Source organism: Sphingomonas sp. GW821-FHT09E03 (assembly GCF_059416225.1).
The window spans coordinates 500,812-527,160 of sequence record NZ_JBWKOS010000002.1 but is presented as its reverse complement, the minus strand read 5'-3'; the positions used below and the strand labels follow the sequence as shown (position 1 = coordinate 527,160).

Here is a 26,349-nt window from a genome sequence, read left to right as displayed (position 1 = left end):
CGACCAAGACGATCGCGGCGGCGTCAGCCTGCCTTGGGCGGGGTCGGCGGGCGGAGGAAGCGGGCCGGGAATGGCGCCTGCGCGCTGCCCCTGGCGGAGCGTAGCTGGTTGAGATCGCCGGCATCGACGCTCAGCGGGATCTGCATCCCGTCCGACGCCTTGAGCAGCTCGAACAGCTTGGTGCTCAACCGCGCGGCCAGGTCTTCGTGCCCGGGTGTCGCGAGCAGATTGGTGTTCTCATGCGGATCCGCGGCAAGATCGTAGAGCTCGTCGAGATCCCAGATGCCGTGGAAGTGCATGTATTTGTAGCGGTCCTCACGCAGCGCGTGGACGGTGGGGGTTTGCGGGAAATTCCGCTCCCAATAATATTCGTAGAGCAGTTCCTGGCGCCATGGCGTCGCCCTCGACGTGGCGAGCGGCAGCATGTTGGCGCCCGCCATGGTCTCCGGTGCCTTCAATCCGGCCGCCGCCAGCATCGTCGGCGCGATGTCGATGTTCGCCACCACCTGCTCGATCACCGATCCCGCCGGGAACAGCGACGGGCAGCGCGCGAGCAGCGGCACCCGCATCGATTCCTCGTAAGCGGCGCGCTTGTCGATCAGCCCGTGCTCGCCGAACATGAAGCCATTGTCGCCCATGTAGACGATCAGCGTGTCGTCGAGCTCGCCGCGCTGCTCGAGCAGATCGAGGATCCGCGCGAGGCCTTCGTCGACCGCGAGCAGCGTCTCCATGTAGCGCTTGTAGTAATCGCCGATGTCGAGCGTGCCATGATAGGGATAGTCGACGCCGTGCCAGCTGTTGCGCTGGTTCTCGACCCACATCGGCCGGCCGGCGACATCGGCCTTCATGCTCGCGGGGTAGCGAAAGGTTTCCTTGGCATAGCGGCCGGCGTGGCGGGCGGCGGGAATGAATTCGGCGTGCACCGCCTTGTGCGCGAGGTGCATCATCCACGGCCGCTTGCCGTCACGCTGCGCGAGCCAATCGATCGCATAATCGGTCAGCTCGTCGGTGATATAGCCCTTCTGCGGCACGTGCCGGCCATCGACATTGAGCCCGTCGGCGCTCGGCAGGTAGGTCCCCTGCCCCTTGAAGCTCACCCAGCGGTCGAACCCCGGCTGGGGCGCATCGCCTTCCTCGCCCATGTGCCACTTGCCGATGAACGCGGTCTCATAGCCGGCCGCCTGGAGATATTCGGGATAGAAGGTCAGCCCCGACGGGATCGGGTGGTTGTTGTCGACCACGCGATGCTGGTGGGCATAGAGGCCAGTGAGGATCGAGGCGCGGCTGGGCGAGCAGAGCGCCGTCGTCACGAAGGCGTTGCGGAAATGGGCGCCCTCGCGCGCCAGCCGATCGAGCGTCGGCGTCTCGCCGAAGCTTTGCGGCTTGAGGAAGCCCATTGCGTCGTAGCGATGGTCGTCGGTGAGCACGAACAGGATGTTCTTGCGGCGGGTGGTGGCGAGGTGGGGCAGCTTGAGCGATGTGGGCTTCGCCACCGCTGCGGCGCCGGCCGCCCCCGAGTACAGGCCGAAGGCGCCGCCCGTGCCCGCGAGCAAGACGCCGCGGCGATCGATCTGGTCGGTCATGGCTCGGCCTGCATCCTTCAGAAGTCCTTGCGCAGCAGCAGCCCGGCGTAGCGCCTGTCGTCGCGCGGCACGAAGCGGACGGTGCCCGCAAAGGTGCCGGGCGCGAGGAAGCTGGCGTAGGAGGTGTTGGCGATGTTCTTTACATAGGCGCGCAGCTGCCAGCCGTCGCCGGGGCGGATCACCGCGACACTGGCGTTCCAGATCGCATAGGCCGGCTGCACCGTGTTGGGGGTTTCGCTCAGCGAATATTGCACCTTGCTGCTGAAGCTGACGTCGCTCTGCAGCTCCAGCGACAGAGTGTCGGTCACCGGGAAGCGATAGGCGGCATTCTCGTACAGCTTGACCTTGGGGGCGTAAGGCAGCGGCTGGCCGTTGATGTTGCAGCTCACCGGCGCGCCGGCGGGGCAGAGGAAATTGCGCACCTCGGCATCGGTGTAGGCGCCGGACAGGTCGATGGTGAAGCCCTTGGTCGGGCGCAGCGTCACGTCCGCTTCGACGCCGCGCGAGCGCACCGAACCGGCGTTGATCAGCCGCGATACCTGGGCGCCGCCGACGACGTCGTTGAAGTTCGCCTGATAGCCGTCGAAGGTCGTCGTATAGACGGCGAGGCTGTAGCTCAGCGCGCGATCCGCGGTGCTGCCCTTGAGGCCGACCTCATAGGAATTGGACGTCTCCGGGCTCAGCGGCACCTCGTCGAGCGGGGTGGTGGCGTTGAGCGAGCGCATGTTGAAATAGACGTTGTACGCCGGCCCCTTGTAGCCGCGCGAATAGGTGAAATAGGTCTGCGCATTGGTGCCGAGATCGAGCTGCAGGCCGAGGCGATAGCTGTCGCCGCGACGATCGGTGCTGCCGCTGGTGTTGTGGTAAGCGCGGATGCCCGGCCGATCGAGCGCCGCCGCACCGCTGTTGGTGGGATCGTTGCTCGAGGTACGGACGTGATAATAGGACAGGTCGTCCCATGTCGAGCGGTAGCCGGCGATGGCGCGGAACGCCTTGGTGAAGTTGATGTTTGCCTCGCCGAACAGCGCATAATTGTTGTCGGTCACGCCGTAATTGGCGACGCCGGTAGTCGATGTCTGGGTGGTGCCGGCAAGCGTGGTGATCGCGCGCTGGTAGCGCTCATCGGTCGTGCCGTGGAGATAATAGGCGCCGACCACATAATCGATCAGCCCGCCGCGTGGCGAGGCGAGGCGCAGTTCCTGCGAAAATTGCTTGCTGTTGACGGTGCCGTCGTCCAGCCCCGCCGGGAAGCCGGTGGTGAGCGTCGGCAGGCCATCGTAATCCTGCTGCTGGTGGTTGAGCCACTGGCGCCAGGCAGTGATCGAGGTGACGGTATAGCCGCCGAGCGACAGCTCGCCGGTCAGCGAGCCGCCGTAATTCTCGTCATGGACGTTGACGTCGATGTTGGTCGCGGTGAGCCGGTTGGATGGCGATGCCGTCACCCCTGCCCCCGCCAGCACGGCGGCGAGCGGCGCGGAATTGTTGATCACCCCGGTCGGGAAGGCGATCTGCGCGGTCGAGGCGAAGGTGCCGGTCGTCGTCTCATAGGTGTTGAGATAATCACCGATAGCGGTGAGCTTCAGCGCGTCGAACGGGGTCGCGACGATCTTGGCGCGCACTCCGTAACGGCGCGAGCCATTGACGTCGTGGCCGGTGGTGACGTTGCGGATGTTGCCGTCCCAGTCGCTGTACAGCCCACCGATCAGCGCCTGCAGCTTGCCCGGGATCAGCGCGCCGGAGACGCCGGCCTTGATCCGATATTCCTCGTCGGTGGTGGCACCGGCCTCCCCGAACGCATGGAACTCGTCGGTGGGGTTGCGGGTGACGATGTTGACCACGCCGGCCGAGGCGTTCTTGCCGAACAACGTGCCCTGCGGCCCGCGCAGCACCTCGACCCGCTCGACCTCGCCGAGATCGAGCGTCGACTGGCCGGGGCGGCTGAGCACCACGCCGTCGAGCACGGTGGAGACCGACGGCTCGACGCCGGGCGAGGTGGTGATGGTGCCGATGCCGCGGATGAAGATCGTGCGGTCCTTGTTGGACGCGCCGCTGCGGAAACCGACCGAGGGGATCGAGGCGCTGATCGCCTCGACGTTGTTGAGCTGGCGCTCGGCGAGCGAGGTGCCGCTGACCGCGGTGATCGCGATCGGCACCTGCTGGAGCGATTCGTTGCGGAACCGCGCGGTGACGACGATGTCGCCGTCGGCCGCGGTGTTTGCCGCCGGCGCCTGTTGGGTGGAAGGCGGCTGGGTGGAAGGCGGCTGGGTGGCCTCCGCCTGGCCCGCGGGCGCGTCCTGCGCTAGCGCCGGCGCGGCGGCAATCATGCTGGTGGTCGCAAGCAACGCGAACAGGCGTGTGGCGGTCATCAAATCCCCCTCTAATCGTCGCCGGTTCTAATTCCCCCTCCCCCGCTAGGGTATAAAGAAGCGGATGCCCGGTCGACAGCGCCGCTTTATACCGCGTCGAGGGTGTCGCCGTCATCCCGTAGCGGCCGCAGTCGCGGCAGCAGCAGCTGGATCCAGCCCAACGCGGCAAGATAGGCGACGCTCGCGAACAGCAGCAGCGGCAGATAGCCGAGGCCGGCGGCAAGGGTGAGACCGGCGACCTTGGCAATGCCGATTCCGCCGACGTTGCCGCAGAAGGAGCCGAAGGAGGTGACGCGGCCGACGCGGCGTTGCGGCACGATATCGGCTATCATCGCGAACACATTGGTGGAAAAAGCCTGGTGACCGGCGAGCGCGAGCGCCATCAGCGCGATCGCGAGCGGATAGCTGTGGGTGAGCAGCGCCAGCGGGATCGGCAGCACCGCGAGCGCGGCGACCAGCATGATCCCCTTACGCACCCCGTTGACGCTGTAGCCACGCCCGAGCAGCCGAGTGGAGACGCTGCCGCCGAGCAGCGAACCGATCGCGGCGCCGCCATAAGCGATCGCGAGCGGCACGCCCAGCGCGACACCGGCGATGCCGAACTGGCGGTGGAAGAAATCGGGCAGCCAGAACAGCAGCAGCCACCAGGTGGCGTCCGACAGGATCTTGGCGCCGGCGACCGCCCAGGTGCGCCGATCGCGCAGGATCGGGCCGTCGGCGATGACGAGTGGTGCGTGGGTCGTGGCGGCGGTAAAGGTGACGCCGCGGGTGGTGACCAGCCACACCGCGGCCCAGCCGAGGCCGAACACGCCCGCCGCGGCGAAGGTGCCACGCCAGCCGAGCCAGATCGCCGCGGCGGGGATCGCCAGTGGCGCGAGGATCGCGCCGAGGCTGCTTGCGGCATTGCTCGCGCCATAACCGGTCGAGCGCCAGCGCGCCGCCAGCACCGCGGCCACGGTCTTGGTACCGGTCGGCGTGCCCATCGCCTCGGTCGCGCCGAGCGCGACGCGGACGGCGGTGAACTCCACCATGGTCCGCGCCCAGCCGTGGAGCAGCGCCGCGATGCTCCACGCCGCGACGCCGAGCGGATTGGCCCATTTGACCCCGAGCTTGTCGGCGATCCAGCCGCTGAACAGGAAGCCGATCGCCGCGCCGGTCTGGAACCAGGCGGCGAGCGTGCCGTAATCATTGTCGCTCCAGCCGAGATCGGCGGCGATCACCGGCTTGAGCACGGCGATGATCTGGCGATCGACCAGGTTGAGCACGCCCGCGGTGATCACCAGCGCGAACAGCAAGCCGCGATGGCGGGGACTGAGCTGGGCGACCGTTCTCAACGCGTGTGTCCGTTCATGCCGTGCGCATGGCCGCCGGGGCCCCCTGCCGGCGAGGCAGTTTTTCTACGCCACGGTGGCAGGCCCGGTTCCCCCGCGCCGGCCAGGAGCGGGCCGGGGTGGTCACACCGCGAGCGGCGCGTGGTCGATCCGCGGCAGCACGTGGCGTGCGAACAGATCGGCCTCGGCGGCATGGGGATAGCCCGAGAGGATGAAGGCATCGATCCCCTCGGCGCGATAGGCGTCGAGCTTGGCGAGCACCTGATCGGGGTTGCCGACGATCGCGGCGCCGCAGCCCGAGCGGGCGCGGCCGATCCCGGTCCACAGATTGGCCTCGGCATAGCCATCCTGACGCGCGGCCTCCTCGCGCAGCTCGGCCTGGCGGCGGACCCCGGCCGATTGCGAATCGAGCGAGCGCGAACGAATCGCATCGCCGGTGGCATCGTCGAGCTTCGACAGCAGCCGGTCGGCGGCGGCGCGCGCCTCCTCCTCGGTGTCGCGGACGATCACGTGGACGCGATAGCCGAACTTGAGGGTGCGGCCATGGGTGGCGGCGCGAGCGCGCATGTCGGCGACGATGCCGCGCACCCCCTCCATCGTGTCGGGCCACATCAGATAAACGTCGCAGCCCTGGGCCGCGGCGTCACGCGCCGCATCCGAGAGGCCGCCGAAATAGAGCGGCGGGCAGCGGCCCGAGACGGTCCCGACCCGCGGCGGATCGAGCGCGAGCTGCCAGAACTCGCCGCGGTGATCGAGCGGCTGACGGTCGAGCAGGGTGCGCAGGATGGTCATCGCCTCAAGCGTGCGGGCATAGCGCGGGCCGCTCGCCAGCGTCTCGCCGGGCAGGTCGCTGGAGATGATGTTGATCGCCAGCCGGGCGAGCCCGCCGGGGCCCGCGCCCATCATCTGGTCGATGGTCGCGATCTGGCGCGCGAGCTGCGGCGGCCAGCTTTCGCCGATCCGCACCGCCATCAGCATCCGCATCCGCGCGAGCAACGGCGCCATGCCGGCGGCAAAGGCGGTGGTATCGATGCCGAGCGCATAGCCCGACGGCAGCAGGACATTGTCGAAGCCGCCCGTTTCGGCCTGCATGACGATGTCGCGGCAATGCGCCCAGCTCGATTGCAGCCTGGCATCGGGCTGGCCGAGGAACTCGTAATCGTCGTCGCACAACGCCGAGAACCAGCTGATCTCGCAGGGCGGCAGCATGGTCATGGCAGCGTCTCGCCCATCCCGGCCTGCAGCACCTCATACCATTGCGCGCGGGTCCATTCGACCCGACAGGCATCCGCAGCGGCGCGAATGCGCGAGGGCGTCTGCGAGCCGACGATCGGGATGATCCTCGCCGGATGCGCCATCGCCCAGGCGAGCGCGGCGGTGGCCGCATCGACTTCGTAGCGCTGGCCGTGCGCCGCGAGCGCCTGCGCCGCCGGGTGGCCGCCATCGGCCAGCCGGCCGCCGCCGAGCGGCGACCAGGCGAGCACGGCAACGCCGAGCCGCATCGCCTGATCCAGCGTGCCGTCGAACAAGGGCGCGCTGTGCAGCGGCGAGAATTCGGGCTGGGTGCTGACGATCGGCCGACCGAGGAAGGCCTGCAGCGCATCGAACTCGGCAGGGCTGTAGTTGGAAACGCCGACATGGCGAACCTTGCCGGACGCGACCATCGCATCGAGCGCGGCGGCGACTTCCTGGGGGTGGGTGAGGAAATCGCGGCGGTGGATCTGGTAGAGATCGACCTGCTCGACCTGGAGGCGGGCGAGCGAATCGTCGAGCGCCGCGTTCAGATAGTCGGTGCCGGAATTGTACGGAATGCCGGGGCGAATGCCGCCCTTGGTGGCGATCACCATGTGCGCGCGCAGGTCCGGCGCCTCGGCCAGCGCCTGGCCGAACAGCACTTCCGCCGAGCCGAAGCCGGCGGGGACGTCGCAGCCGTAGATGTCGGCGGTGTCGAACAGGGAAATTCCCGCCTCCAGCGCCGCATCGATCAGCGCGCGCACACCGGGCGTGTCGACGCCGGCGAGTCGCCACATGCCCCAGGCTATGGGCGAGACAAGGAGATCGCTCTTGCCGAGCGGGCGGGGTTCGCGTGAGAGGCGGATCGTCGTCATGGTCGGCGACATGGCATAGGGACGGATGCGATGGTAGCCGCGATACGGTATGGCGTGGTGGGAACGGGGATGATGGGGGTGGAGCACCTCCGCAACATCGCGCTCGTCCCCGGCGCCGAGGTGGTGGCGCTCGCCGATCCGGTCGCGACCTCGCTCGGCTGGGCGCGCGATGCGCTGGGCGACAAGGCTGACGGGGTCACCAGCTACGACAGCGTCGCCGACTTCGCCCGTCACGCCGAGGTCGACGCGATCGTGATCGCCTCGCCCAACCACACCCACCGCGCCGTGCTCGAGCCCTTGTTTGCGATGGATGCCGCGATCCTGTGCGAAAAGCCGCTGGCGACGACGCTGGACGATGCGCGCTGGATCGTCGCCCAGGCGGGCGGGCGCGACCGGCCGTTCTGGACCGGCATGGAATATCGCTTCATGCCGCCGGCCGCCGCCTTCATCGACCAGGTTCATGGCGGCCGCGTCGGGCGGCTGCAGATGCTTTCGATCCGCGAGCATCGCTTCCCGTTCCTCGCCAAGGTGGGCGACTGGAACCGCTTCGCCCGCAATACCGGCGGCACGATGGTGGAGAAATGCTGCCATTTCTTCGATCTGATGCGGCTGATCGTCCAGTCGGAGCCGGTGCGCGTCTATTGCTCGGGCGCGATGGACGTGAACCATCTCGACGAACGCTACGATGGCGCGCGGCCCGATATCATCGACAACAGCTTCACCACCGTCGATTTCGCCAACGGGGTGCGCGCGATGCTCGACCTGTCGATGTTCGCCGATGGCGCCGAGCATCAGGAGGAGATGAGCGCGACCGGCGATGCCGCGCGGCTCGACGTGCTGATCCCGCCGGGCGACCTGGTGTTCTCGCCGCGGGTCGGCTTCCTCGGCGACAAGCAGGTCGAGCGCAGCCGAGTGGCGGTGGACGAAACCGCGCACGCCGCCGGCTCGCACGAAGGCGCGACCTATTACCAGCACCTTGCCTTTGCCGCGGCGGTACGCGGCGAGGGGCCGGTGCAGGTGACCGCCGAGGACGGGCTGCGCGCGGTCGCGATCGGCGTTGCCGCGGAGATCAGCGCACGCGAGCACCGGGTGGTGACGATGAGCGAATTGGGGTTCTGAGCGACGGCCAGAAGGGCGGGTTGCACGCCCCGCCCCTTCCTCACTCCCCCAGCATCTCGCGCAATTTGGTCGCCAGCGCCTCGATCGCGAACGGCTTGGTCATCATCTCCATGCCCGCATCGAGGAAGCCGCTGCGCACCGCGGCATTCTGTGCATAGCCGGTGACGAACAGGACCTTGAGATCGGGCCGCGACTGGCGCGCCACCTCGGCCAGCTGCCGCCCGTTCATCCCCGGCAGCCCGACATCGGTGACGAGCAGGTCGATTGCGCGGTCGGAATGAAGGATCGGGATCGCCGACGGCGCATCCACCGCCTCGATCGCGCCATAGCCGAGCTCGGCCAGCACCTCGAGCACGATCATCCGCACCGACGGATCGTCCTCCACCACCAGCACCGTCTCGCCGGCGCCCCGCGGGGCATCCCCTTCGTCGATCAGCCTGGCCTCCACATCGCCGTTGAAGCGCGGCAGGTAGAGTTTCACCGTCGTGCCCTGGCCGAGCTCGCTGTAGATGCGGACATGGCCGCCGGATTGGCGTGCGAAGCCGTAGATCATCGACAGGCCGAGGCCGGTGCCCTGCCCCACCGGCTTGGTGGTGAAGAACGGCTCGAACACCTTCTCGATCGTCTCGGCGGCCATGCCGGTGCCGGTATCGGTGACAGACAGCACGACGTAATCGCCCGCGTCGAGATCATGATGCAGGCGGACATAGCGCTCGTCGAGCACGGTGTTGGTGGTCTCGATGATCAGCTTGCCGCCGCCCGGCATCGCGTCGCGCGCGTTGATGCACAGGTTGAGCAAGGCGCTTTCGAGCTGGTTGGCGTCGGTGCGCGCCGCCCACAGCGATGCGGCCGGGTGGATCTCCAGCGACACCTGCTCGCCCAGCGTGCGGTGAAGCATGTCCGCCATGCCGGCGACCAGCGCGTTGACGTCGGCGGGCTGGAGATCGAGCGATTGCCGGCGCCCGAAGGCGAGCAGCCGCGCCGTCAGCGCCGCGGCACGCTGCGCCGAGGTGTTGGCGGCTTCGATATAGCGGTGGACCGGTTCCATCCGGCCCTTGGCGAGGTTGCGCTGGATCAGATCGAGGCTGCCGATCACGCCCGTCAGCATGTTGTTGAAATCATGCGCGATGCCACCGGTGAGCTGGCCGACGCTCTCCATCTTCTGCGCCTGGCGGAGCGCCTCTTCGGCCTGCATCAGCTCGGCGGTGCGCTCGGCGACGCGCTGTTCGAGCGTCTCGTTGAGCGCGCGCAGCGCCGTCGTCGCCCGGTCGCGCTCACGCTCGACGGTGCGCCGCTCCTCGACATCGAGTAGCACGCCCGGGAACATCAGCGGCGTGCCGTCCGGCGCATGATCGACCCGGCCGTTGGCCTCGATCCAGTAATAGCGCCCGTCCGGGCGGAGCACGCGATATTGATGGGCATAGGCGCCGCCGCGCGCGATCACCTCGGCGATCGCATCGGCCAACCCTTCCTGATCATCGGGATGGACGGTCTCCACCACCTGGCGCAGGCTCAACCCCTCGCGGCCGAGCGCGGGATCGAGCCCGAACGCGCGCGCGAAGCCCTCGTCCACCCTGAAGCGGTCGGTCTGCAAATCCCAGAACCAGGTGCCGACGATCGCGCCGGCCGACAGCGCGAGCTGGACGCGATCGATGTTCTCGCGCGCGAGCGCCTCGGCCCGGCGGCGATCCTCGACGTTGCGGAACAGCACTGACACCTGCTGCCGGCTGGCGGGCTCGACCCGCGCCGCGGACACCTCGATGTGCCGCCCCGCCGCCTCGAACCAGCGCTCGAACCGGATCGGCTCGCCGGTCCGCAGCACCTCGCCGTATAGCGCCACCCAATCGTCGGCCTCGGTCGGCGCCAGCTCGCGCACCGTGCGGCCGACGATGTTGCCGATCCCGGTGTGGCGCTCGTAGCCGGGATTGGCGTCGACATGGACATAGTCGCTGAGCGGCCCGTCGGGACCGTCGAAGAACTCGATGATGCAGAAGCCGTCGTCGATCGCGTTGAACAGCGCACGATAGCGTTCCTCGCTGCGCGCCAGCGCGTCGCGCGCGACCCGCGCCTCGGTGATGTCGCGCGCGACGCCGGCGAAGCGCACCGGCACGCCCGCCTCGTCGCTCAGGATCTCGCCCTTGCGCGCGATCCAGCGCAGCTCGCCGGTATCGGCGCGACGGATCCGATATTCGACGTCGAGCGGCACCGTTCCCTCGCCGCGTGACGCTGCGGTGGAGATCAGATGCCGGTCTTCGGGGATGATCAGCGCCTCGAACATCGCCGCGGGGAGCGTGTCGCTCGCCTCGAGACCATACAGCCGGAAGAATTCGGGCGTGGCGTGGAGCAGGCCGTCGACCCCGACGTGGAAGACGCCGACGCCGCCCGCCGCCTGCGCGCGGCCGAGGTTGCGCTGCGCCTCTTCGAGCGCCTGGCCGGCGAGATGCTGCTCGGTGCGGTCGCGCAGGATCTTGACGTAGCCAATGTGACGGCCCGCCTCGTCGTTGAGCGGCGCGAGCTCGCCGCTCGCCCAGAATTGCTCGCCGTTCTTGCGCTGGTGCCAGCGCTCGTCGACGGCGCGGCCCGCCACGCGCGCGGTGAGCATCTCCCTGGCGGGAACACCCGCGGCGCGATCGGCCTCGGTGAAGAACAGCGCGGCGCTGGCGCCCACCGCCTCCGCCTCGCTCCAGCCGAGCACCGCTTCGGCGCCCTGACTCCATGCGGCGATGATCCCGTCGAGATCGGTCGCGACGATCGCGAAATCGCGTGCGCTGTCGACGATCGCGCGCTGTCGCGCCTCGGCGATCGCGGTGCGCTGCAGGGTCAGGCGCTGATCGAGCTGCGCCATCACCTGCCGCGCGAGCACCCGCAGCGCGCGTTGCTGAAGATCGGTGAGGGTTCGCGGCTTGCGGTCGAGCACGCACAAGGTACCGATCGGCACGCCATCGGCGGTCTTGAGCAACGCGCCGGCATAGAAGCGGATGTGCGGGTCGCCAGTGACCAGCGGGTTGCAGTCGAAGCGCGGATCGTTCTGCGTGTCGGGCACCAGCAGGAAATCGTTCTGCAGCAGCGCATGGGCGCAGAAGGAGGTTTCCAGCGGCGTACAGTCGACGCCCAGCCCGACCTCCGCCTTGAAGAACTGGCGATGGTCATCGATGAAATTGATCACGGCCATCGGCACGTCGCAGATCGCGGCGATCAGTTCGGCAATCTCGTCGAACGCCGCTTCGCGGGGGCTGTCCATCACCTGGTAGCGCGCCAGCGCCGCCATCCGCTGCGCGTCGCGATCGTCGGTGTGTGTCATGATGCTCAACTAATTGCCCGCTGTGGCTGATATTGCAGCACGCTCCCATAGCGCAATGGTTGCAACTGGCGCTCGGCGACTCCGCCCACTGTCGATCGGTGATCGCCGACCTTCCTTGGCCGATAAGACATCGAACGCGTGATCTGCCAGAATATCCAGTTACTTAGGTTAGAATTGACAAACTTTCTCGCCGTTTGCCCATTTTTGGAAAAGCCACGACCTGCTGCGGGGTTGACGTCACGTCATCGGCGCGTACGGCAGACCCTGGTCAAAGGAGCAAACGATGACTGAAGATAACACCGACCTAAATGCCGTAGAGCTAGCAACCGAATTGACGATTGCTTGGCTCGGCAACCCCAACACCCGTACTTCGGCCGAAGAGGTTCCCGCCTTTCTCGGCAAGATGCACGACACGGTGTCGGCGCTGCTTGGCGCCACCGATGCGGCCCCCGAGGCACAGCCTGTTACCGAGTACACGCCCGCTGTATCGGTACGTAAATCCTTGGCATCCAAAGATCATATCATCTCGATGATCGACGGCAAGCCGTACAAGACCTTGCGCCGCCACCTCGCCACTCATGGCATGACGCCCGCGGAATATCGCGACCGTTATGGACTGAAGTCGGATTACCCGATGGTCGCCGAGAACTATTCGGAAAGCCGTCGCGCGATGGCCAAGAAGATCGGCCTTGGCCGCAAGCCGGGCGCGCGGACCAAGACCGATGCGCCGGCTGCCGGCGCCGCGCCGCGCCGCGCCCGCAAGGGCGAAGGCGAGGAAGCCTGATCCGTCATCGGACCTGCCTCGGCGAGGCAGGTCCGATGATCGGCCGGCCGCTCAGCTGCCGAAACTGCCCTTGCGATAGAGCAAGGTGATCGCGACCCGTCGATTGCGCGGGTCCATGGCGTTGCTGGTGATCAGCGGCTCGCGGTCCGCCACCCCTTCGATCCGCTCGAACCGCTGCTCGGGAATGCCGCCCGAGGCCAAGCGGCGGCGCGTCGCCTCGGCGCGCCCCGACGACAGCATCCAATTGTTCATCGCGCGCGGGTCGCCATAGGGCACGCTGTCGGTGTGGCCGCGGATCATGATCGTGTTGGGCGTGCCGGCGATGGTGCCGGCGATCATCCCGATCAATTCGGAGGCGCGCGCATCGAGCACCGTGGTGCCGAGCGCGAACATCGAATAATCGGCATCGTCGACCAGATCGATGCGCAGGCCATCCTGGGTCGGCACGAAGCGAACGTGGCTGGCAAGCTTGGCGAGCCGCGACGAGCCCTGGATCTGCGCCTCGAGGCGGCGCTTGATCGCCTCGAACGCCTTGCGATCGGCCTGCATCGCATTGGGATTGCGCAGCGACCCCTTGTCGCCGGTGCCGGCCAGCTGGCCGCCGGCATTCTGGGTAGGAATGCCCATCGAGGCGATCGGCGCGCTCGCCGCCTTGGGGCCGAGCTTGTTGTTGCTCATCACCGATTCGCCACCGAGCACCCCGCTGCCGCCGAGCCCGAGCGACTTCTTGTCGAGGATGGTCGGCGCGAAATAGTCGGCGATGCCCTTGCGCTGCTTTTCGTTGGTGGCGCCGAGCAGCCACAGCAGCAGGAAGAAGGCCATCATCGCGGTCACGAAATCGGCATAGGCGACCTTCCAGGCACCGCCGTGATGGCCGCCGTGCCCACCCTGGATGATCTTCTTGACGATGACGATCTTGGGCGGCTGGTTGGCCCCATGAGGAGCGGCGCGCGCCATTTACCGAGCCCCCATCTTACTTGCCGCGCAGGCCATCGAACACCTCGGCGAAACCGGGCTGGTTCTTGTGGGCGATGCCGGAGCGCGCGGCCTCGATCACCAGCGGCTGCGGGTGGCCGTGGAGCGAGGCGATGATGATCTGCTTGACCACGTCGTAGATCGCGCCGTCGGCATCGATCACCTGCTTGAGGCGGCCGGCGAGCGGCGAGACGATGCCATAGGCGAGCAGCACGCCCATGAAGGTGCCGACCAGCGCCGAGCCGATCATGCCCCCCAGGATCGCCGGCGGCTTGTCGATCGAGCCCATCGTCTTGACGATGCCGAGCACCGCGGCGACGATGCCGAGCGCGGGCAGCGAATCGGCCAGGCTGTTGAGCGTGGTGTGCGGCCCTTCCACCTCGTGATGGTGGGTCTTGATCGAGTGATCCATCACCTCCTCGACGGCATGGACGTCGAGCGTGCCCGACGAGACGACCACCAGCCGCAGCGTATCGGCGATCAGGTTGATCAGCGTCGAATCGGCGAGCAGGCGGGGATATTCCGCGAACACCGCGGAGGACTTGGGATCCTCGACATGCGGCTCGAGCGCGATCGGGCCATCCATCCGCAGCATCTTCATCAGCTTGCTGACGAGGAAGATGACGTCGAGATAGTCCTGCTTCTTGTACTTGGGGCCCTTGAACACCTTGCCCAGGCCCTTGCCCATCGCTTTCAGCTCGTTGCCCGAATTGCCGATGATCAGCGCGCCGGCGGCGGCGCCGCCGATGATCAGCATCTCGTGAGGGATCGCCTCCATGACGGGGCCGAGCGCGCCGCCGGTGATGGCAAAACCGCCGAACACCATGGCGAGAAGGACAACCAGACCGATTGCAGGAAACACGCAAAAACCCCCGTTAGGCCAGCCAGATGATGGCTTTGCTCAACCCGGGCTTAACCGGATTATCTGGACAAGTGGTTACCGGCCCGGGCCGGTTTGAACCGAATGTGACGGCCTGTATCGGATGCGTGCATCGCCTGGCTCGCCAACCCGCCCGCTCGCCTCCGACGCGCTCGACTAACCGCACACGGCGCCGGCCGAGCTTGCTCGACGGCGCCGATCACGAGCGGAAAGGACGCGCTACTTGATGTAGTCGAACAGCGACAGGCTGGAGAGCTTGGAGAAGCTCGCCTGGGTCGCCGACAGCGCCGTCATCATCTGCTGGAGCTGGACCACCGCATCGGTGACATTGACGTCCTCGAGGCTCGAGCGCAGGTCCTCGCGATCGGTGTTGGCGGTGGTCAGCAGCGTCTGCTGCAGATCGACCCGCGCCGCCCGCGCACCGACCGATGCCTGGACGTTGGAAACCTGGTCGGTCGCCTTGGTAAGATCGTCCAGCGACGAGGAGATGGTGTCGCTCGCGCCGTCGCCGCCATTGGTCAGCGCCGCGGCGAGCGTGCTGAGCATCGTCAGCGTATCCTTGCCGCCGCCGATGTCGAAGATCCGCGAGGCGCTTTCGGTCGCCTGCACCGTCTGCCCGTCGGCGATCGGGATCTCCGAGACGTTGGTGGTGGCATAGCTGATCGCCCCGGTGGTGGCATCGCGGGTCACCGCGGCAGTGCCATCGGGCGTGCCGAACAGCGGCTGGCCGCGCACGTTCTTGGTATTGGCGAGGCTGACGATCGAATCGATGATCGAGCTAAGCTCGGTCCCGATCAACTTGCGGCTGGAATCGGTCTGGGTGCCGGTCGCCGCCTGAGTGGTCAGTTCCACCGCGCGCTGCAGCTGGGTGTTGATCTGCCCCAGCACGCTGTCCGCCTGCGTCAGCAGCGAATCGGCGGTGGTAAGATTGGTGCCGTAGACGGCGGCGTCGGCATCCTTGCGGTTGAGCTCGGCGATCTGCTGCGCGGCGGCAGGATCGTCGGAGGCGTTGATCACCTTCTTGCCGGTCGCGATCTGCGTCTGCAGCAGCGTCGCCTTCTCCGTCATCGCCGACAGGCGACGCGACGTCGAATCATAGAACAGGCTGGTGGAGATCTGCATGGCCGTTACCTGATATCGAGGATCGACTGGAAGGTATCGCGGGCGACCTGGATGATCCGGCTCGAGGCCGAATACGCCTGCTGGAAGCGCATCAGATCGACCGCCTCCGAATCGAGGTTGACGCCGGTCTTGGATGACAGCGCGGTTTCGGCACCGTCGCGGATCGCGCTTTGCGCGTCGGCGATGGTGTTCTTCTGCTTGTAGGCAGTGGCATTGTCGGTGACGAGCGCGGTCAACGTGGCTTCGTAGCCCTTGGTGGTGCGCGACGTCTGCAGCGCGGCGAGATTGCTCGCATCACGCGTGCCGCCGCCGGTGGATGCGGCGGCGATGTCGCTGCCGTTGGTGAGCAGCACCGACATGTCGGTCGGCGAGGTGCCGGCGGCGAACAGCGCCTTGCCCTGCGTGCCGGTCTGATCGTCGCCGGCTGCCTGGTTGTCGTTGACCGTCTTGACGAAATCGGTGGCAACATCGTTGAGGTTCTGGCGGATCGCCGCGACCCGCTGGGCGCCGTCGATCATGCCCGCCGTGGAGCCACCGTTGGGGCTGAGCACGTTGACCACGCCGTTGACGGCGACGTTGAAACCGACGGTGCCATCATTGTTGCGCTGGTAGCTGACGGTGCCCGCCTGATTACCCTTCACGAACGCATCGCCCGCGGCACCGCCGATGCCGACGGTGACGCGACCGAAGGTGTCGGTCTGGACGTTGACGTCGACGAGCTGGCTCATCTGCCCGAGGATGACGTCGCGCTGGTCCATCAGCTGCGCCGCAGCGGTGCTGCCGGGCAGCGAGCGGCCGAGGCCGTCGTTGATCTGGGCGAGCGAGGCGCCGAGCGAATTGAGATCGGTCGCCGCCTGGGTGCCGGCGGTATCCATGTCGGCGTTGATCTGGTCGAACGCCTGGCCGGTCGCGGTGAAGGCGACTGCGGCCGACTGGGCGGCACTGACCACGCCGGTGCGCAGCGCCGACGAATCGGGTTCGGCCGCCAGGCTCTGCGCCGAGGCGAAGAAGGAGGTGACGCGGGTGGTGAGTTCGTTGCCGGTGAGCGCGCTCTGGATCTTGTCGAGCCAGGTTGCGCCGCTGGTGGTCCGCGACAGATCGGCGGTGGTCGCGCGCAGCGCGGTGCTCGCATAGGTGTCGGACGCGCGGTTGACCGCCGAGAGGAGCACGCCGTTGCCGGCGCCGAACTGGCTGATCGATCCCGTGCCCGGCACCTCGGACAGGCTGACGGTGCGACGGGTATAGCCCGTCGTTCCCACATTGGCGATATTCTCGCCAATGGTGGAGAGCGCCGTCTGATAGGCGCGGACGCCCGAGGCGCCGATCGAGAGCAAGTCGCTCATTTGGGCGGATCTGCCGTATTTGTCTTAAGATCAGCTTGAGATTTCGACAGGAAATCGGTCATCGCCTTGCCGATGCCGATCGGGGTGTGCTCCGCCATCGACTGGGCGAGGCGGGTGTCCTGCATCTCGGAAAAGGTATCCAGCGCCTTCGAGTCGAACAACGGATCGGCCAGTTTCGCCTGGCGCATGCTCTTGAGCATCATGCCGTTGAACACCGCCTCGAACTGCTGGCCGGCCTTCTTGAGGTTGTCGGCGCTCTTGAGGCGCGCGTTGTCGGTCGAGATACCGGTGGTCGGAACCGCCGGAGTCGCGCTCGCCAGGGCCGGAATGTCGCTCACAGGACGATCAGCTCCGCGCGCAGCGCGCCGGCTTCCTTGAGGGCTTCGAGGATCGCGACCAGATCGGCCGGCGATGCACCGATCGCGTTCACGGCCTTGACCACGTCGGCCAGCTTGGGGCCGGGATTGAGCAGGAACATCGGTTTCTTCTCCTCCTCGACAGACACGTTGGAGCGCTGCTCCACCGCGGTCTTGCCCTGGCTGAACGGCGCCGGCTGGCTGACCCGCTGGTTCTCATCGATGCGCACGGTCAGCTTGCCGTGCGTCACCGCGGCGGGGCTCACCCTCACCGCACTATTGATAACGACCGTACCCGTGCGCGCATTTACAATTACTTTCGCCGGGGCTTCCGCGGAGGTGACATCGAGGTTCTCGATCGTGCTCATCAGCGTCGCGCGGACGTCGGCGCCCTGCGGTGCACGCACGGCCACCGACACCGCATCCACCGCCTGGGCGGTGCCGAAGCCGAGCTTCTGGTTGATCGCGGTGGCGACATTCTGCGCGGTGGTGAAATCGGCACGGGCGAGGTTGAAGGTAAGGTTCGGCGCGGTGTCGAACCCGGTCGCGACCGCGCGCTCGACGGTGGCGCCCTCGGGGATGCGGCCGGTGGAGGGAATGTTGACGACGATCTTGGAGCCGTCGGCGCCTTCCGCGCCTAGCCCGCCGACCGCAAGGTTGCCCTGCGCCATCGCGTAGATCTGGTTGTCGGCGCCGAGCAGCGGGCTCAGCACCAGGCTGCCGCCGCGCAGGCTCTTGGCCTTGCCCATCGAGGCGACGGTGATGTCGAGCCGCTGGCCCGGCTTGGCGAAGGGCGGCAGCTCGGCGGTGATCATCACCACCGCAGCGTTCTTCATCCCCGGGTTGGCCGACGCCGGCAGCTGCAGGCCGAAGCGAGAGGCGACGGCTTTGAGCGACTGCACGGTATATTCGAGATTGTCGTCGCCCGTGCCGGGCAGGCCGACGACCACGCCATAGCCGGTGAGCTGGTTGGCGCGAATGCCCTGGAAGCCGCCAAGATCCTTGATCCGATCGGCGGACGCGGGGCTCGCGATCACGAGCGCGGCGAGGAACGAGAGGAGAAAGCGCATGGGTGCGGGCCTCAAAACGGGCTGACGACGGAGAAGAAGCGGCCGAGCCAGCCCTGGCGGCTCGCGCGGGCGACATCGCCCTTGCCGGTGTAGGAAATCTGCGCGTCCGCCACCCGGGTGGAGGGGACGCGATTGTCGGCACCGACATCGGCGGTGCGGACGATACCCTTGATGCGGACGAACTCGTCGCCGCGGTTGAGCGTCACCCGCTTCTGGCCCTGCACCAGCATGGTGCCGTTGGCATAGACTTCGGCAACGGTGACCGAAACCTCGCCCGAGAGCGAGTTCGCCTGGTCGGTCGCGCCCTTGCCATCGAAGTTGCGCGCGCCGCTGATCGACGCGTCGGTGCCCTTGAACAGACTGAGCGCGCCGGTCGCGGGCGGAGTGATGCTGCCCGACCCCGACGAATCGAGCTTGGAGCTCGCCGACTTGGACGCGGCGGTGCGCTCCACCAGCACGATCGTCAGCGGATCGCCCACCTTGCGGGCGCGCCAGCCCTCGTACAGCGCGGCATAGCCGTCGCTGGCCTGGAAGATCGAGCCGTTGGCGGGCGCCGCCACCGGCACCGCCGGCGCGCGCACCGCGGTGAAATCCTCCGGCGGCTTCTTCTTGCCGAACACGCCGGCATCGGCCGGGGCGGCAACGGCGAGCAGGCCGGCAAGGGCCGCCGCGGAACGGAACGAGAGGGCAAGGCGCATGGTGCTGATCACAGGTTCTGGTTCAGGTTCTTGAGCATGTCGTCGCTCGCCGAGATCATCTTCGAATTGACCTCATAGGCGCGCTGGCATTCGATCATGTCGACCAGCTCCTCGACGACGTTGACGTTGGACGCCTCGAGCGAACCCTGGCGGACGTTGCCGCGGCCATCCTCGCCGGCGATGCCGAGGTTGGCAGCGCCGCTCGAGGCGGTCTCGGTGAGGTAATTGTCACCGGTCGACTGCAACCCGGTGGGGTTGGGGAAGCTCGCGACCTGGATCTGGCCCAGCGTCGTGCCCTCGGTCTGCCCGGGGATCTGCGCGGTGACGGTGCCGTCGGTACCGATCGTCACCGAGGTGGCGTTGGTCGGCACGGTGATGCCGGGCATCACCTGATAGCCCTCGGAGGTGACCATCAGGCCTTCCGGCGAGCGCGAGAAGTTGCCGGCGCGGGTGTAGCCGAGGTTGCCGCCCGGCAGCTGGACCTGGAAATAGCCATCGCCGTCGAGCGCGAGATCGAAGCTGTTGCCGGTCTGCTGGAGCGAGCCCTGGGTGTCGATCCGCGACGTGCCCTGGATGCGCACGCCGGTGCCGAGGTTGAGCCCGGTGGCGTATTTCGTCTCGGACGTCGACTGCGCGCCGGGCGCGGTGATCGTCTGGTACGACAGCGTCTCGAACGCGGCGCGATCCTTCTTGAACCCCGTCGTGTTGACGTTGGCGAGGTTGTTCGAGATGACCCGCATGCGCGTATCCTGGGCATCAAGCCCGGTGCGCGCGATGTGCATGGCGGAGGAGGACATCGTGTCTTTTCCTTAGCTCGGGAGACGCATCACTGAGGTGCTGCTCTCGTCCATATCCTTGGCCGATTTCATGAGGTTCGCCTGAACCTCATAGCCGCGCTGGTTTTCGATCATGTCGACCAGCGCTTGCGTCATGTTGACGTTGGAGCCTTCCAGCGCCCCCGCCTGGACGGTGGCGTCCATATTTTCCGGCAGGGTGCCGCCGCCGCGCACGCGCAGCAGATTGTCGAGCCCCTTTACCGTATCTGTGCCCTTGGCGCTGACCAGCTTGAGCCGGTCGAGCACCTGCGGGTTCTTGGGATCACCGCCCTGGGGGACGATGGTGACGGTGCCGTCGCCGGCGATCGTCAGTGAATCGTGCGGCGGCACGGTGATCGGGCCGCCGCTGCCCTGGACAATATAGCCGTCGCCGGTCTGGAGCACGCCCGAGGGCGCGACCTCCATGTCGCCGCGGCGGGTGTAGGCCTCGCTGCCGTCCGCCGCCTGCACCGCGAGCCAATCGTTGTTGCCGGTGACGGCGACATCAAGGCTGCGGCCGGTGGTCTGGATCGTGCCCGGGTTGCGATCGGCGTCGGTGACCTCTTCGCTGGTGGGCATGCGTGCCTCCAGCTGGGTGCCGCCGCCCTTCAGCTCGATCCGGTCGAACATCACGCGGTCGGCGCGAAAGCCGGTGGTGGACACGTTCGCCATGTTGTTGGCGATCGCTGCCTGCGCCGCCATGTGCGCCCGCAACCCCGTCGCCGCCGTATAGACCAACTTGTCCATCTAAGCCTCCGCGCCGCCGCTTGTGATCAGTTGCGGATGTTGAAGATGGTCTGCGAGACCTGGCTCGCGGTATCCAGCGCCTTGGCGTTCGCCTGGAAGTTGCGCTGTGCCGCGATCAGGTTGACCAGCTCTTCGGTGATGTCGACGTTCGAGCCTTCGATGGTGCCCGACATCAGCGAACCAAAGCCGTCGGCGCTTGCCGAACCGAGCACCGCGGTGCCCGACACGCCGGTGGCGGCCCAATAGCTGTTGCCGATCTGGCGCAGGCCCGACGGCGTCGAGAACTTGGCCAGCGCGACCTTGCCGAGCGGCACCACGTCGCCGTTGGAGAAGCTCGCCTGGATCAGGCCGGCATCGCTGACGGTGACGCCGGCGAGCTGGCCGACGGCGACGCCGTCCTGGCTCTTCGAGTTGACCGAGAAGGCCGACGACAGCTGGGTGGAGTTGGCGAGATCGAGCTTGAGGTTCTGCGCGGCCGCGCCCGAGACAGGCACGAACTGCTCGAACTCGAGCGCGGGGCTGGCCGGGCTGGCGAGCGCACCCTTGTTGTCGAAGCTCAGCGTCACCGGGCCGGGCGTGGTGGCGCCCTTGGGGGTCATCAGCTGGTCGCCGACATAGGTGTAGACGTTCCAGGTGCCGGTGGTCGGCGGGGTTGCCGCGGCATCGCCACCGGCGGTGCGGACGTAGTAATTGGTCATCGTCATCGGATTGCCGTTGGCGTCGTAGATCCGGGTGGCGACCGAGTTGTTGTAGGTGGTGGTGTCGGTGCGATCGAAATCGGTCGCGCCCTTGATGGTGGAGGTCGACGACATCTGCACCGCGGTGGCGACGTTGCTGGTCGCCTTGGGCGTACCGCTGGTCTGCTGGATCTGCAGGTTGGTGAGGCCGTCGGCACCGGTTGCGGTGACGTTGCCGTCGCTGTCGACCGGGTAGACCATCAGATAGCTGCCCTGGGCGTCGACGACGTTGTTGTTGGAGTCGACCGAGAAGCTGCCGTTGCGGGTATAGGTGGTCGAATCCGAGACGCCGGTGGTCTTCATCGTGAAGAAGCCCTCGCCGACCAGCGCGAGATCGAGCGCGTTGCTGGTGGTGGTGAGATTGCCCTCGGCGAACTGCTGCGTCGTCGCCTTCACGACCACGCCCGAGCCGACCATCTTGCGCGGATCGGTCGAGACGCTCGAGGCGATCACGTCGGCAAAGTCGGTGCGGCTCTTCTTGAAGCCGGTGGTGGAGACGTTGGCCAGATTGTGGCTGATCGTCGACATATCGGTTTGCGAGGCCTGGAGGCCGGACAGCGAGGTGTAGAAGGACATCGGGGTAGCTCCTGGGACGAAGGGGTGGGTTAGGCGACCGAGCGGATCGCGGAGGGATCGACCGAGCCGAGGCCGGTCACGTTGAGGGTGGGGGTGCCGCTGGTGGGCAGCGAGGCGGATTCGACCGGCGCCCAGACGAGGTTCTGCGCGCTCACCGTCTTGGAGCCGTTGGCGGCATCCGCGGTGACGGTGTAGGGCCCGCCGTCGACGGTGTTGCCTGCGTCGTCCTTGCCGTCCCAGTCGTAGGTGACGGTGCCGGCGTCCTGCTTGCCAAGCTGGATGGTCTTGACGACGCTGCCGTTGGAGTCGGCGATCGTCACCTGGACGTCGGTGGCGGCGGCGCCGAGCTCGACCGCGCCGGCAATGCCGCCGCTGGTGCGCTCATAGGCGGTCTTGCCGGCGGTGAGCACGGTCTTGCCGACATAGTTCATCGCATCCGACGCGCTGGTGGTGCCGAGCTTGGTGGCGATGCCGGTGAGCGTCGCGTTCATCGCGCTGATGCCGGCGGTGCTCGACATCTGCGCCATCTGCGCGACCATCTGGGTGTTATCGACCGGCGCGAACGGATCCTGGTTCTTGAGCTGCGCGGTCATCAGCTGCAGGAAATCGCTCTGGTCGAGCGTGGTCTTGGTGCCGGTGGTCGAGACGTTCGCGGCGGCGGCCGACGCGGTGGTCTTGATGCCCAGTGCGGCATAATCGGTGGTGCTTGTGATATCGGTCATGATCAGCGGCCCAGCTTGAGGGTATCGATGGTGAGCTGCTTGGCAGTGTTCATCACCTCGACGTTGTTCTGGTAGGAGCGGGCCGTCTCCATCATGTCGACGAGCTCACGGCTCTCGTCGACGGCGGCCTCGTAGATATTGCCATCCTTGTCCGCCATCGGGTTGGACGGATCGTAGCGCTTGGTGGGCGCCTCGCCGGCGGTGACGATCTTCTCGACATCGACGGTGGAGAGCCCGCTGGCGGCGTCGAAGCTGGTGCGGAACACCGGCTTCATCGTCTTGTAGGCGGCGTCCGCCGAGCCGGCGGTGCCACCGACATTGGCGAGGTTGGACGCGGTGGTGTTCATCCGCAGCAGCTGCGCGCTCATCGCGCGGCCGGCGACCTGGAAGATGTTCATCGGATCGGCCATGACTTATTCGCCCTTCAGCGCGCGGCTGATCTGGCCGATGCGCCCGTTCAGGAACGACAGCGTCGTCTGATACTGGACGGCGTTCTCGGCAAAGGCGGTCTGCTCCTCGTTGAGCTCGACGGTGTTGCCATCCATCGAGGTCTGCAGCGGCACGCGATATTTGGTCGCCGCGCTGATCCCCTGGTCGCCGCCATCGTTCTCGGCCGACGCGAGCGCCTGCTTGAAATCGATGTCACGGGCCTTGAACCCGGGGGTGGAAGCGTTGGCGATGTTCGACGCGAGCACACCCATACGCTGCGAGCGTACTTCCAGTGCGGCTCCGTGAACCCCGAACAAGCTATCTGCGGCCATCGGCCCCAATCTCCAGCGCACCATTGCGCAACCGAGACTAAGCAACCGCCGTGCCAGTTTTCGATTCCAGACGCGGGGAACATCGATTTTCGTCGATTCCGGCGTGGCGGCAGACGGCCGGCAGCCAAAGCGGCAAGCCGTTGCCGGTCGGCGGCAATCACTGCCGGTCGGCGGCAAGCGCTGCCGGGAAAGCAGCAAGGTGGTTGCCGGTGGCCGCAAGGCACGTGCAGGCCGGCAGTAACGCCTTGTGCGGATGGTCTGCCGCCCGGCATTAGCCCGTCATCCCAGCGATCAGTCGTCACACCAGCAGCAAGCCGTCACCCCAGCGAAAGCTGGGGTCTCCTGCGGCACCTGCCCTGCTCTCCTCTCACGAGATCCCAGCTTTCGCTGGGATGACGGTCAGGGGGAAGCTTTTCGGGCAGCCACCCGAACCGTCGTCGCCACCGCCCACCCGCCACTTGGTAAACTGGCCCGTTACTTGCTGTGTACCCGCGCATGATGATCGCCCAGCTCTTCGACCCGCTTGCGCTCGCCATCGTCGGTGGCGGCACAGCCGTTGCCACCATGCTGCGGACGCCCTCGCGTGATCTCGGCCGCGCGCTGCGCGCGCTGCGCACGCTCGGCCGTCAGCCGTTCAGCGCCGAGCCGCTGCTCGACCAGATCAGCGCGCAGGCGCGGATCGCCAAGCGCCATGGCGTCATCGCGCTGGATCGCGTGGTGAATGCTGATCCCGATATTGCCGCCGCGGTCGCGCTGATCGTCGATGGCGCCAGCGCCGGCGACGTCGAGGCGCTGCTCCAGCATCGCCGCCGCGCCCGCATCGAGCGCCATGTCGCCGCCGCCGATGTCTGGTCCGGCGCCGCCGAGGCTGCGCCCGCGATGGGCATGGTCGGCACGCTGGTGGGCCTTGCCACGATGTTTGCGACGATGAGCGATCCGCGCGCGATCGGCGCGGCGATGGCGATCGCGCTGCTCGCAACCCTTTATGGTGCGCTGTTCGCCAACCTGCTGCTGATGCCGGTGTGTAACCGCCTGCGCGCGGCCGGCCGGGTCGAGGCGTTCGAACGCACCCGGATCGAGGCGCCGCTGGTCGCGCTGGCGCTGCGTGAAACCCCGCGCGAGGCGATCCGTCGTCCGTGGCAGAGTGTCGCATGAACGAGAGCGGCTATCCCTCGCCCGCCCCGGGCAAGCCCTTGTGGCTGATCACGCTCGCCGATCTGGCGCTGCTGCTGGTCGGCTTCTTCGTGCTGCTCCAGGCCGGCCAGCACAGCGACCCCCGCGCCCTCGCCGCCAGCCTGCGCCAGCGCTTCGCCGCCAGCGCCGCCGAGCCGGCCGCACCGATCCCGGTAATGGCGGCGGGCATGCTCGATTTCGCCCGCGGCTCGGCGGCGCTGCCGGAAGATCCGGCGGCGTTGATCGCCTGGGCGCGCGAGGCGGTCCGTGATCCGCGGGTCAGCCTTACCATCACCGGCTCGGTCGACGGCACCGCCGCCGATGTCGATCGCGCCACCGCCAGCGCCGCGATCCTCGCCGCCGATCGCGCGCGTGCGGTTGCCGCCGTGCTCGTTGCGGTGGCCCCGCACCGCCTCGTCATCACCACCGCCACCCGTCCCGGCCGCCGCGCCGCGATGGTTACCCTCGCCTTCGCCGGCGAGACCAAGGAAGCGCCATGATCTTCGTCCTCACCCTCCTGCTCGCCGGCGCGGGCACCGTGAACAGCTTTCAGGACACCGCCGGGCTCGACCGCGCGGTGACGGCCTTCACCAGCAAGCCGGTCGGCGCCGAAGGCGGCGCCCGTACCCCGATCGATCCACGGTTGCGGCTCGCCACCTGCCCGACGGTATCGCTGTCGTGGCGTACCGAGGCGCATGACGCGGTGGTGGTGTCGTGCGCGGGGCCGAGCTGGCGCATCTTCGTGCCGGTGATCCGCCCGGCGACCGCACCCACCGCCGCCGCTCCGCTGGCGGTGATCGCCCAGCCCAAGGCGCTGCCGGTGATCCGCCGCGGCGATCCGGTGGTGATCGAGGCGGGATCCGAGGGCTTCTCGATCAGCCGCGAGGGCGTAGCGATGGGCGATGCCCCGCCGGGGGGCCGCTTCATGGTCAAGGTGGACGACGCCAAGAACCCCGTCCAGGCGATCGCGGTCGAGACCGGCCACGCCACCCTGCCAGGCTGGTCCGACTGAGCCATCGCGACCCTGCGGGCTTTACTGTCCGCGCCGTGTCGATTCTTTTTTTCTAAACTTGCCCAGAAGGCGACCGTTTATGCTCATGTCAGCCAGAACAAAAAGGTGCGGACATGGTGGAATCGATCGGCTCATTGCTCAGTGGAAGTGGAAGCGTCACGCGCGTCGCCGCGCCTGCGGCCACGCCGGTCGTGGAGACCGTGGTCCAGCAGGGCGAACAGGGCGCGACATCGGCCAGCGTGGCGGCGGATGTCCAGCTGAGCGGCATTGCCAAGGCGCTGGCCGCCGAGCCGCCGGTCAACTCGGATCGTATCGCCGAGATCAGGAAGGCGATCGCCAACGGCTCCTTTCCGATCCTGCCGGCGACCATTGCCGATCGGCTGATCGCGCTCAGCATGAACTGGGACGGCCATGAATAAACGCGACGCGCTGATCCGGGTGATCGACGCCCTTCATGCGGAAATCGACGCGCTCAAGGCCAATGACGTCAACGGCCTCGAGCGCGCGACGCGTGACAAGCTGAGCGGCATCGAGGCGATCGCCTCGCTCGGCACCGGCCCCGCCGGTCCCGAGATCCGCGAGCTGGCCGAAGAGGCCAACCGCCTCAACGAGACCTGCCGGATCTACGTCAATCTGATGGCGGCAAATGTTCGCCGCCGCCTGCAAACCTTGACCGGCGATGCCGCTGCCGGCTTCCGCCCGATGCTGGTGAAGGCCTACGCCTGACCGCGAGGGTGACGGCCGCGACCGCCGGGATCGTTGCCGGCCAG

The 26,349-nt window shown here is 67.4% G+C and carries 26 protein-coding genes; 7 read left to right on the top strand and 19 right to left on the bottom strand.

Annotation, left to right across the window (positions count from 1 at the left end; genetic code table 11):
* Positions 1–23 precede the first annotated feature (23 nt).
* The 5 genes from AC07M8_RS06840 to AC07M8_RS06820 form a co-directional block, all read right to left on the bottom strand.
* The gene (locus AC07M8_RS06840) at positions 24–1,583 is read right to left on the bottom strand and encodes a sulfatase family protein (RefSeq protein WP_495173612.1); all 1,560 of its coding nucleotides are present in this window, start codon (positions 1,581–1,583) and stop codon (positions 24–26) included.
* A 17-nt stretch (positions 1,584–1,600) separates the two neighbouring features.
* Entirely contained in the window at positions 1,601–3,949 is a 2,349-nt protein-coding gene (locus AC07M8_RS06835; protein WP_495173611.1) for a TonB-dependent receptor, read from the bottom strand.
* Between the two features lie 86 nt (positions 3,950–4,035).
* Positions 4,036–5,283: an MFS transporter gene (locus AC07M8_RS06830; protein ID WP_495173610.1), complete on the bottom strand. Its 1,248-nt coding sequence runs from the start codon at positions 5,281–5,283 to the stop codon at positions 4,036–4,038.
* A gap of 120 nt (positions 5,284–5,403) precedes the next feature.
* On the bottom strand, positions 5,404–6,495 hold the full coding sequence (locus AC07M8_RS06825) for an LLM class flavin-dependent oxidoreductase (protein WP_495173609.1): 1,092 nt from the start codon (positions 6,493–6,495) through the stop codon (positions 5,404–5,406).
* Positions 6,492–7,388 carry an aldo/keto reductase gene (locus tag AC07M8_RS06820; protein WP_495173608.1) on the bottom strand — a complete coding sequence of 299 codons (897 nt, stop codon included), beginning with the start codon at positions 7,386–7,388 and terminating at the stop codon, positions 6,492–6,494. The genes AC07M8_RS06825 and AC07M8_RS06820 overlap by 4 nt, the downstream gene beginning before the upstream one ends.
* Positions 7,389–7,418: 30 nt before the next feature.
* Here AC07M8_RS06820 and AC07M8_RS06815 point away from each other — a divergent pair, with 30 nt between their 5' ends.
* On the top strand, positions 7,419–8,507 hold the full coding sequence (locus AC07M8_RS06815; RefSeq protein WP_495173607.1) for a Gfo/Idh/MocA family protein: 1,089 nt from the start codon (positions 7,419–7,421) through the stop codon (positions 8,505–8,507).
* Between the two features lie 40 nt (positions 8,508–8,547).
* On the opposite strand, the gene AC07M8_RS06810 is transcribed toward AC07M8_RS06815, so the two are convergent.
* The gene (locus tag AC07M8_RS06810) at positions 8,548–11,808 is read right to left on the bottom strand and encodes a PAS domain S-box protein (protein ID WP_495173606.1); all 3,261 of its coding nucleotides are present in this window, start codon (positions 11,806–11,808) and stop codon (positions 8,548–8,550) included.
* Between the two features lie 283 nt (positions 11,809–12,091).
* Between AC07M8_RS06810 and AC07M8_RS06805 the strand changes: the two genes are divergently transcribed.
* Complete coding sequence (locus tag AC07M8_RS06805) at positions 12,092–12,592, top strand: Ros/MucR family transcriptional regulator (RefSeq protein WP_495173605.1); 501 nt, start codon at positions 12,092–12,094, stop codon at positions 12,590–12,592.
* A 51-nt stretch (positions 12,593–12,643) separates the two neighbouring features.
* Here the strand turns inward: AC07M8_RS06805 and AC07M8_RS06800 are convergent, their stop codons facing one another.
* The 13 genes from AC07M8_RS06800 to flgB all read right to left on the bottom strand — a co-directional run bounded on the left by AC07M8_RS06800 (position 12,644) and on the right by flgB (position 23,394).
* Positions 12,644–13,549 (bottom strand): flagellar motor protein MotB, encoded by a 906-nt coding sequence (locus AC07M8_RS06800; RefSeq protein WP_495173604.1) that lies wholly within the window; start codon positions 13,547–13,549, stop codon positions 12,644–12,646.
* Between the two features lie 16 nt (positions 13,550–13,565).
* Positions 13,566–14,429 carry a flagellar motor stator protein MotA gene (motA, locus tag AC07M8_RS06795; protein WP_495173603.1) on the bottom strand — a complete coding sequence of 288 codons (864 nt, stop codon included), beginning with the start codon at positions 14,427–14,429 and terminating at the stop codon, positions 13,566–13,568.
* 237 nt (positions 14,430–14,666) lie between these two features.
* The gene (locus tag AC07M8_RS06790; RefSeq protein WP_495173602.1) at positions 14,667–15,569 is read right to left on the bottom strand and encodes a flagellin N-terminal helical domain-containing protein; all 903 of its coding nucleotides are present in this window, start codon (positions 15,567–15,569) and stop codon (positions 14,667–14,669) included.
* A gap of 5 nt (positions 15,570–15,574) precedes the next feature.
* On the bottom strand, positions 15,575–16,912 hold the full coding sequence (gene flgK / locus AC07M8_RS06785; protein WP_495173601.1) for a flagellar hook-associated protein FlgK: 1,338 nt from the start codon (positions 16,910–16,912) through the stop codon (positions 15,575–15,577).
* Positions 16,909–17,250 carry a rod-binding protein gene (locus tag AC07M8_RS06780; protein ID WP_495173600.1) on the bottom strand — a complete coding sequence of 114 codons (342 nt, stop codon included), beginning with the start codon at positions 17,248–17,250 and terminating at the stop codon, positions 16,909–16,911. Before AC07M8_RS06780 ends, flgK begins: the two co-directional genes overlap by 4 nt.
* Complete coding sequence (locus AC07M8_RS06775) at positions 17,247–18,338, bottom strand: flagellar basal body P-ring protein FlgI (protein ID WP_267395467.1); 1,092 nt, start codon at positions 18,336–18,338, stop codon at positions 17,247–17,249. Before AC07M8_RS06775 ends, AC07M8_RS06780 begins: the two co-directional genes overlap by 4 nt.
* An 11-nt stretch (positions 18,339–18,349) precedes the next feature.
* Entirely contained in the window at positions 18,350–19,036 is a 687-nt protein-coding gene (locus tag AC07M8_RS06770; RefSeq protein WP_495173599.1) for a flagellar basal body L-ring protein FlgH, read from the bottom strand.
* Positions 19,037–19,044: 8 nt separating this feature from the next.
* Complete coding sequence (gene flgG / locus AC07M8_RS06765; protein WP_495173598.1) at positions 19,045–19,833, bottom strand: flagellar basal-body rod protein FlgG; 789 nt, start codon at positions 19,831–19,833, stop codon at positions 19,045–19,047.
* Between the two features lie 12 nt (positions 19,834–19,845).
* A complete protein-coding gene (locus tag AC07M8_RS06760; RefSeq protein ID WP_267395471.1) occupies positions 19,846–20,598 on the bottom strand; it encodes a flagellar basal body rod protein FlgF in 753 nt (250 codons plus the stop codon).
* A gap of 26 nt (positions 20,599–20,624) precedes the next feature.
* Positions 20,625–21,911 carry a flagellar hook protein FlgE gene (locus tag AC07M8_RS06755; protein ID WP_495173597.1) on the bottom strand — a complete coding sequence of 429 codons (1,287 nt, stop codon included), beginning with the start codon at positions 21,909–21,911 and terminating at the stop codon, positions 20,625–20,627.
* A gap of 29 nt (positions 21,912–21,940) precedes the next feature.
* Positions 21,941–22,633, bottom strand: coding sequence for a flagellar hook assembly protein FlgD (locus AC07M8_RS06750; protein WP_495173596.1), 693 nt, complete (start codon positions 22,631–22,633; stop codon positions 21,941–21,943).
* A 2-nt stretch (positions 22,634–22,635) separates the two neighbouring features.
* Positions 22,636–23,043, bottom strand: a complete 408-nt coding sequence (flgC, locus tag AC07M8_RS06745) for a flagellar basal body rod protein FlgC (protein WP_267395474.1) — start codon at positions 23,041–23,043, stop codon at positions 22,636–22,638.
* Positions 23,044–23,046: 3 nt separating this feature from the next.
* The gene (gene flgB / locus AC07M8_RS06740; RefSeq protein ID WP_267395497.1) at positions 23,047–23,394 is read right to left on the bottom strand and encodes a flagellar basal body rod protein FlgB; all 348 of its coding nucleotides are present in this window, start codon (positions 23,392–23,394) and stop codon (positions 23,047–23,049) included.
* 498 nt (positions 23,395–23,892) lie between these two features.
* On the opposite strand from flgB, the gene AC07M8_RS06735 reads away from it, so the two are divergent.
* The 5 genes from AC07M8_RS06735 (at position 23,893) to AC07M8_RS06715 (ending at position 26,305) form a co-directional block, all read left to right on the top strand.
* Positions 23,893–24,549, top strand: a complete 657-nt coding sequence (locus AC07M8_RS06735) for a motility protein A (RefSeq protein WP_495173595.1) — start codon at positions 23,893–23,895, stop codon at positions 24,547–24,549.
* A complete protein-coding gene (locus AC07M8_RS06730) occupies positions 24,546–25,067 on the top strand; it encodes a hypothetical protein (RefSeq protein ID WP_495173594.1) in 522 nt (173 codons plus the stop codon). The genes AC07M8_RS06735 and AC07M8_RS06730 overlap by 4 nt, the downstream gene beginning before the upstream one ends.
* Positions 25,064–25,579, top strand: a complete 516-nt coding sequence (locus AC07M8_RS06725; protein ID WP_495173593.1) for a flagella basal body P-ring formation protein FlgA — start codon at positions 25,064–25,066, stop codon at positions 25,577–25,579. The genes AC07M8_RS06730 and AC07M8_RS06725 overlap by 4 nt, the downstream gene beginning before the upstream one ends.
* A 113-nt stretch (positions 25,580–25,692) precedes the next feature.
* Positions 25,693–25,998: a flagellar biosynthesis anti-sigma factor FlgM gene (gene flgM / locus AC07M8_RS06720; RefSeq protein ID WP_495173592.1), complete on the top strand. Its 306-nt coding sequence runs from the start codon at positions 25,693–25,695 to the stop codon at positions 25,996–25,998.
* The gene (locus AC07M8_RS06715) at positions 25,991–26,305 is read left to right on the top strand and encodes a flagellar protein FlgN (protein WP_495173591.1); all 315 of its coding nucleotides are present in this window, start codon (positions 25,991–25,993) and stop codon (positions 26,303–26,305) included. The genes flgM and AC07M8_RS06715 overlap by 8 nt, the downstream gene beginning before the upstream one ends.
* The last annotated feature ends 44 nt before the right edge of the window (positions 26,306–26,349 follow it).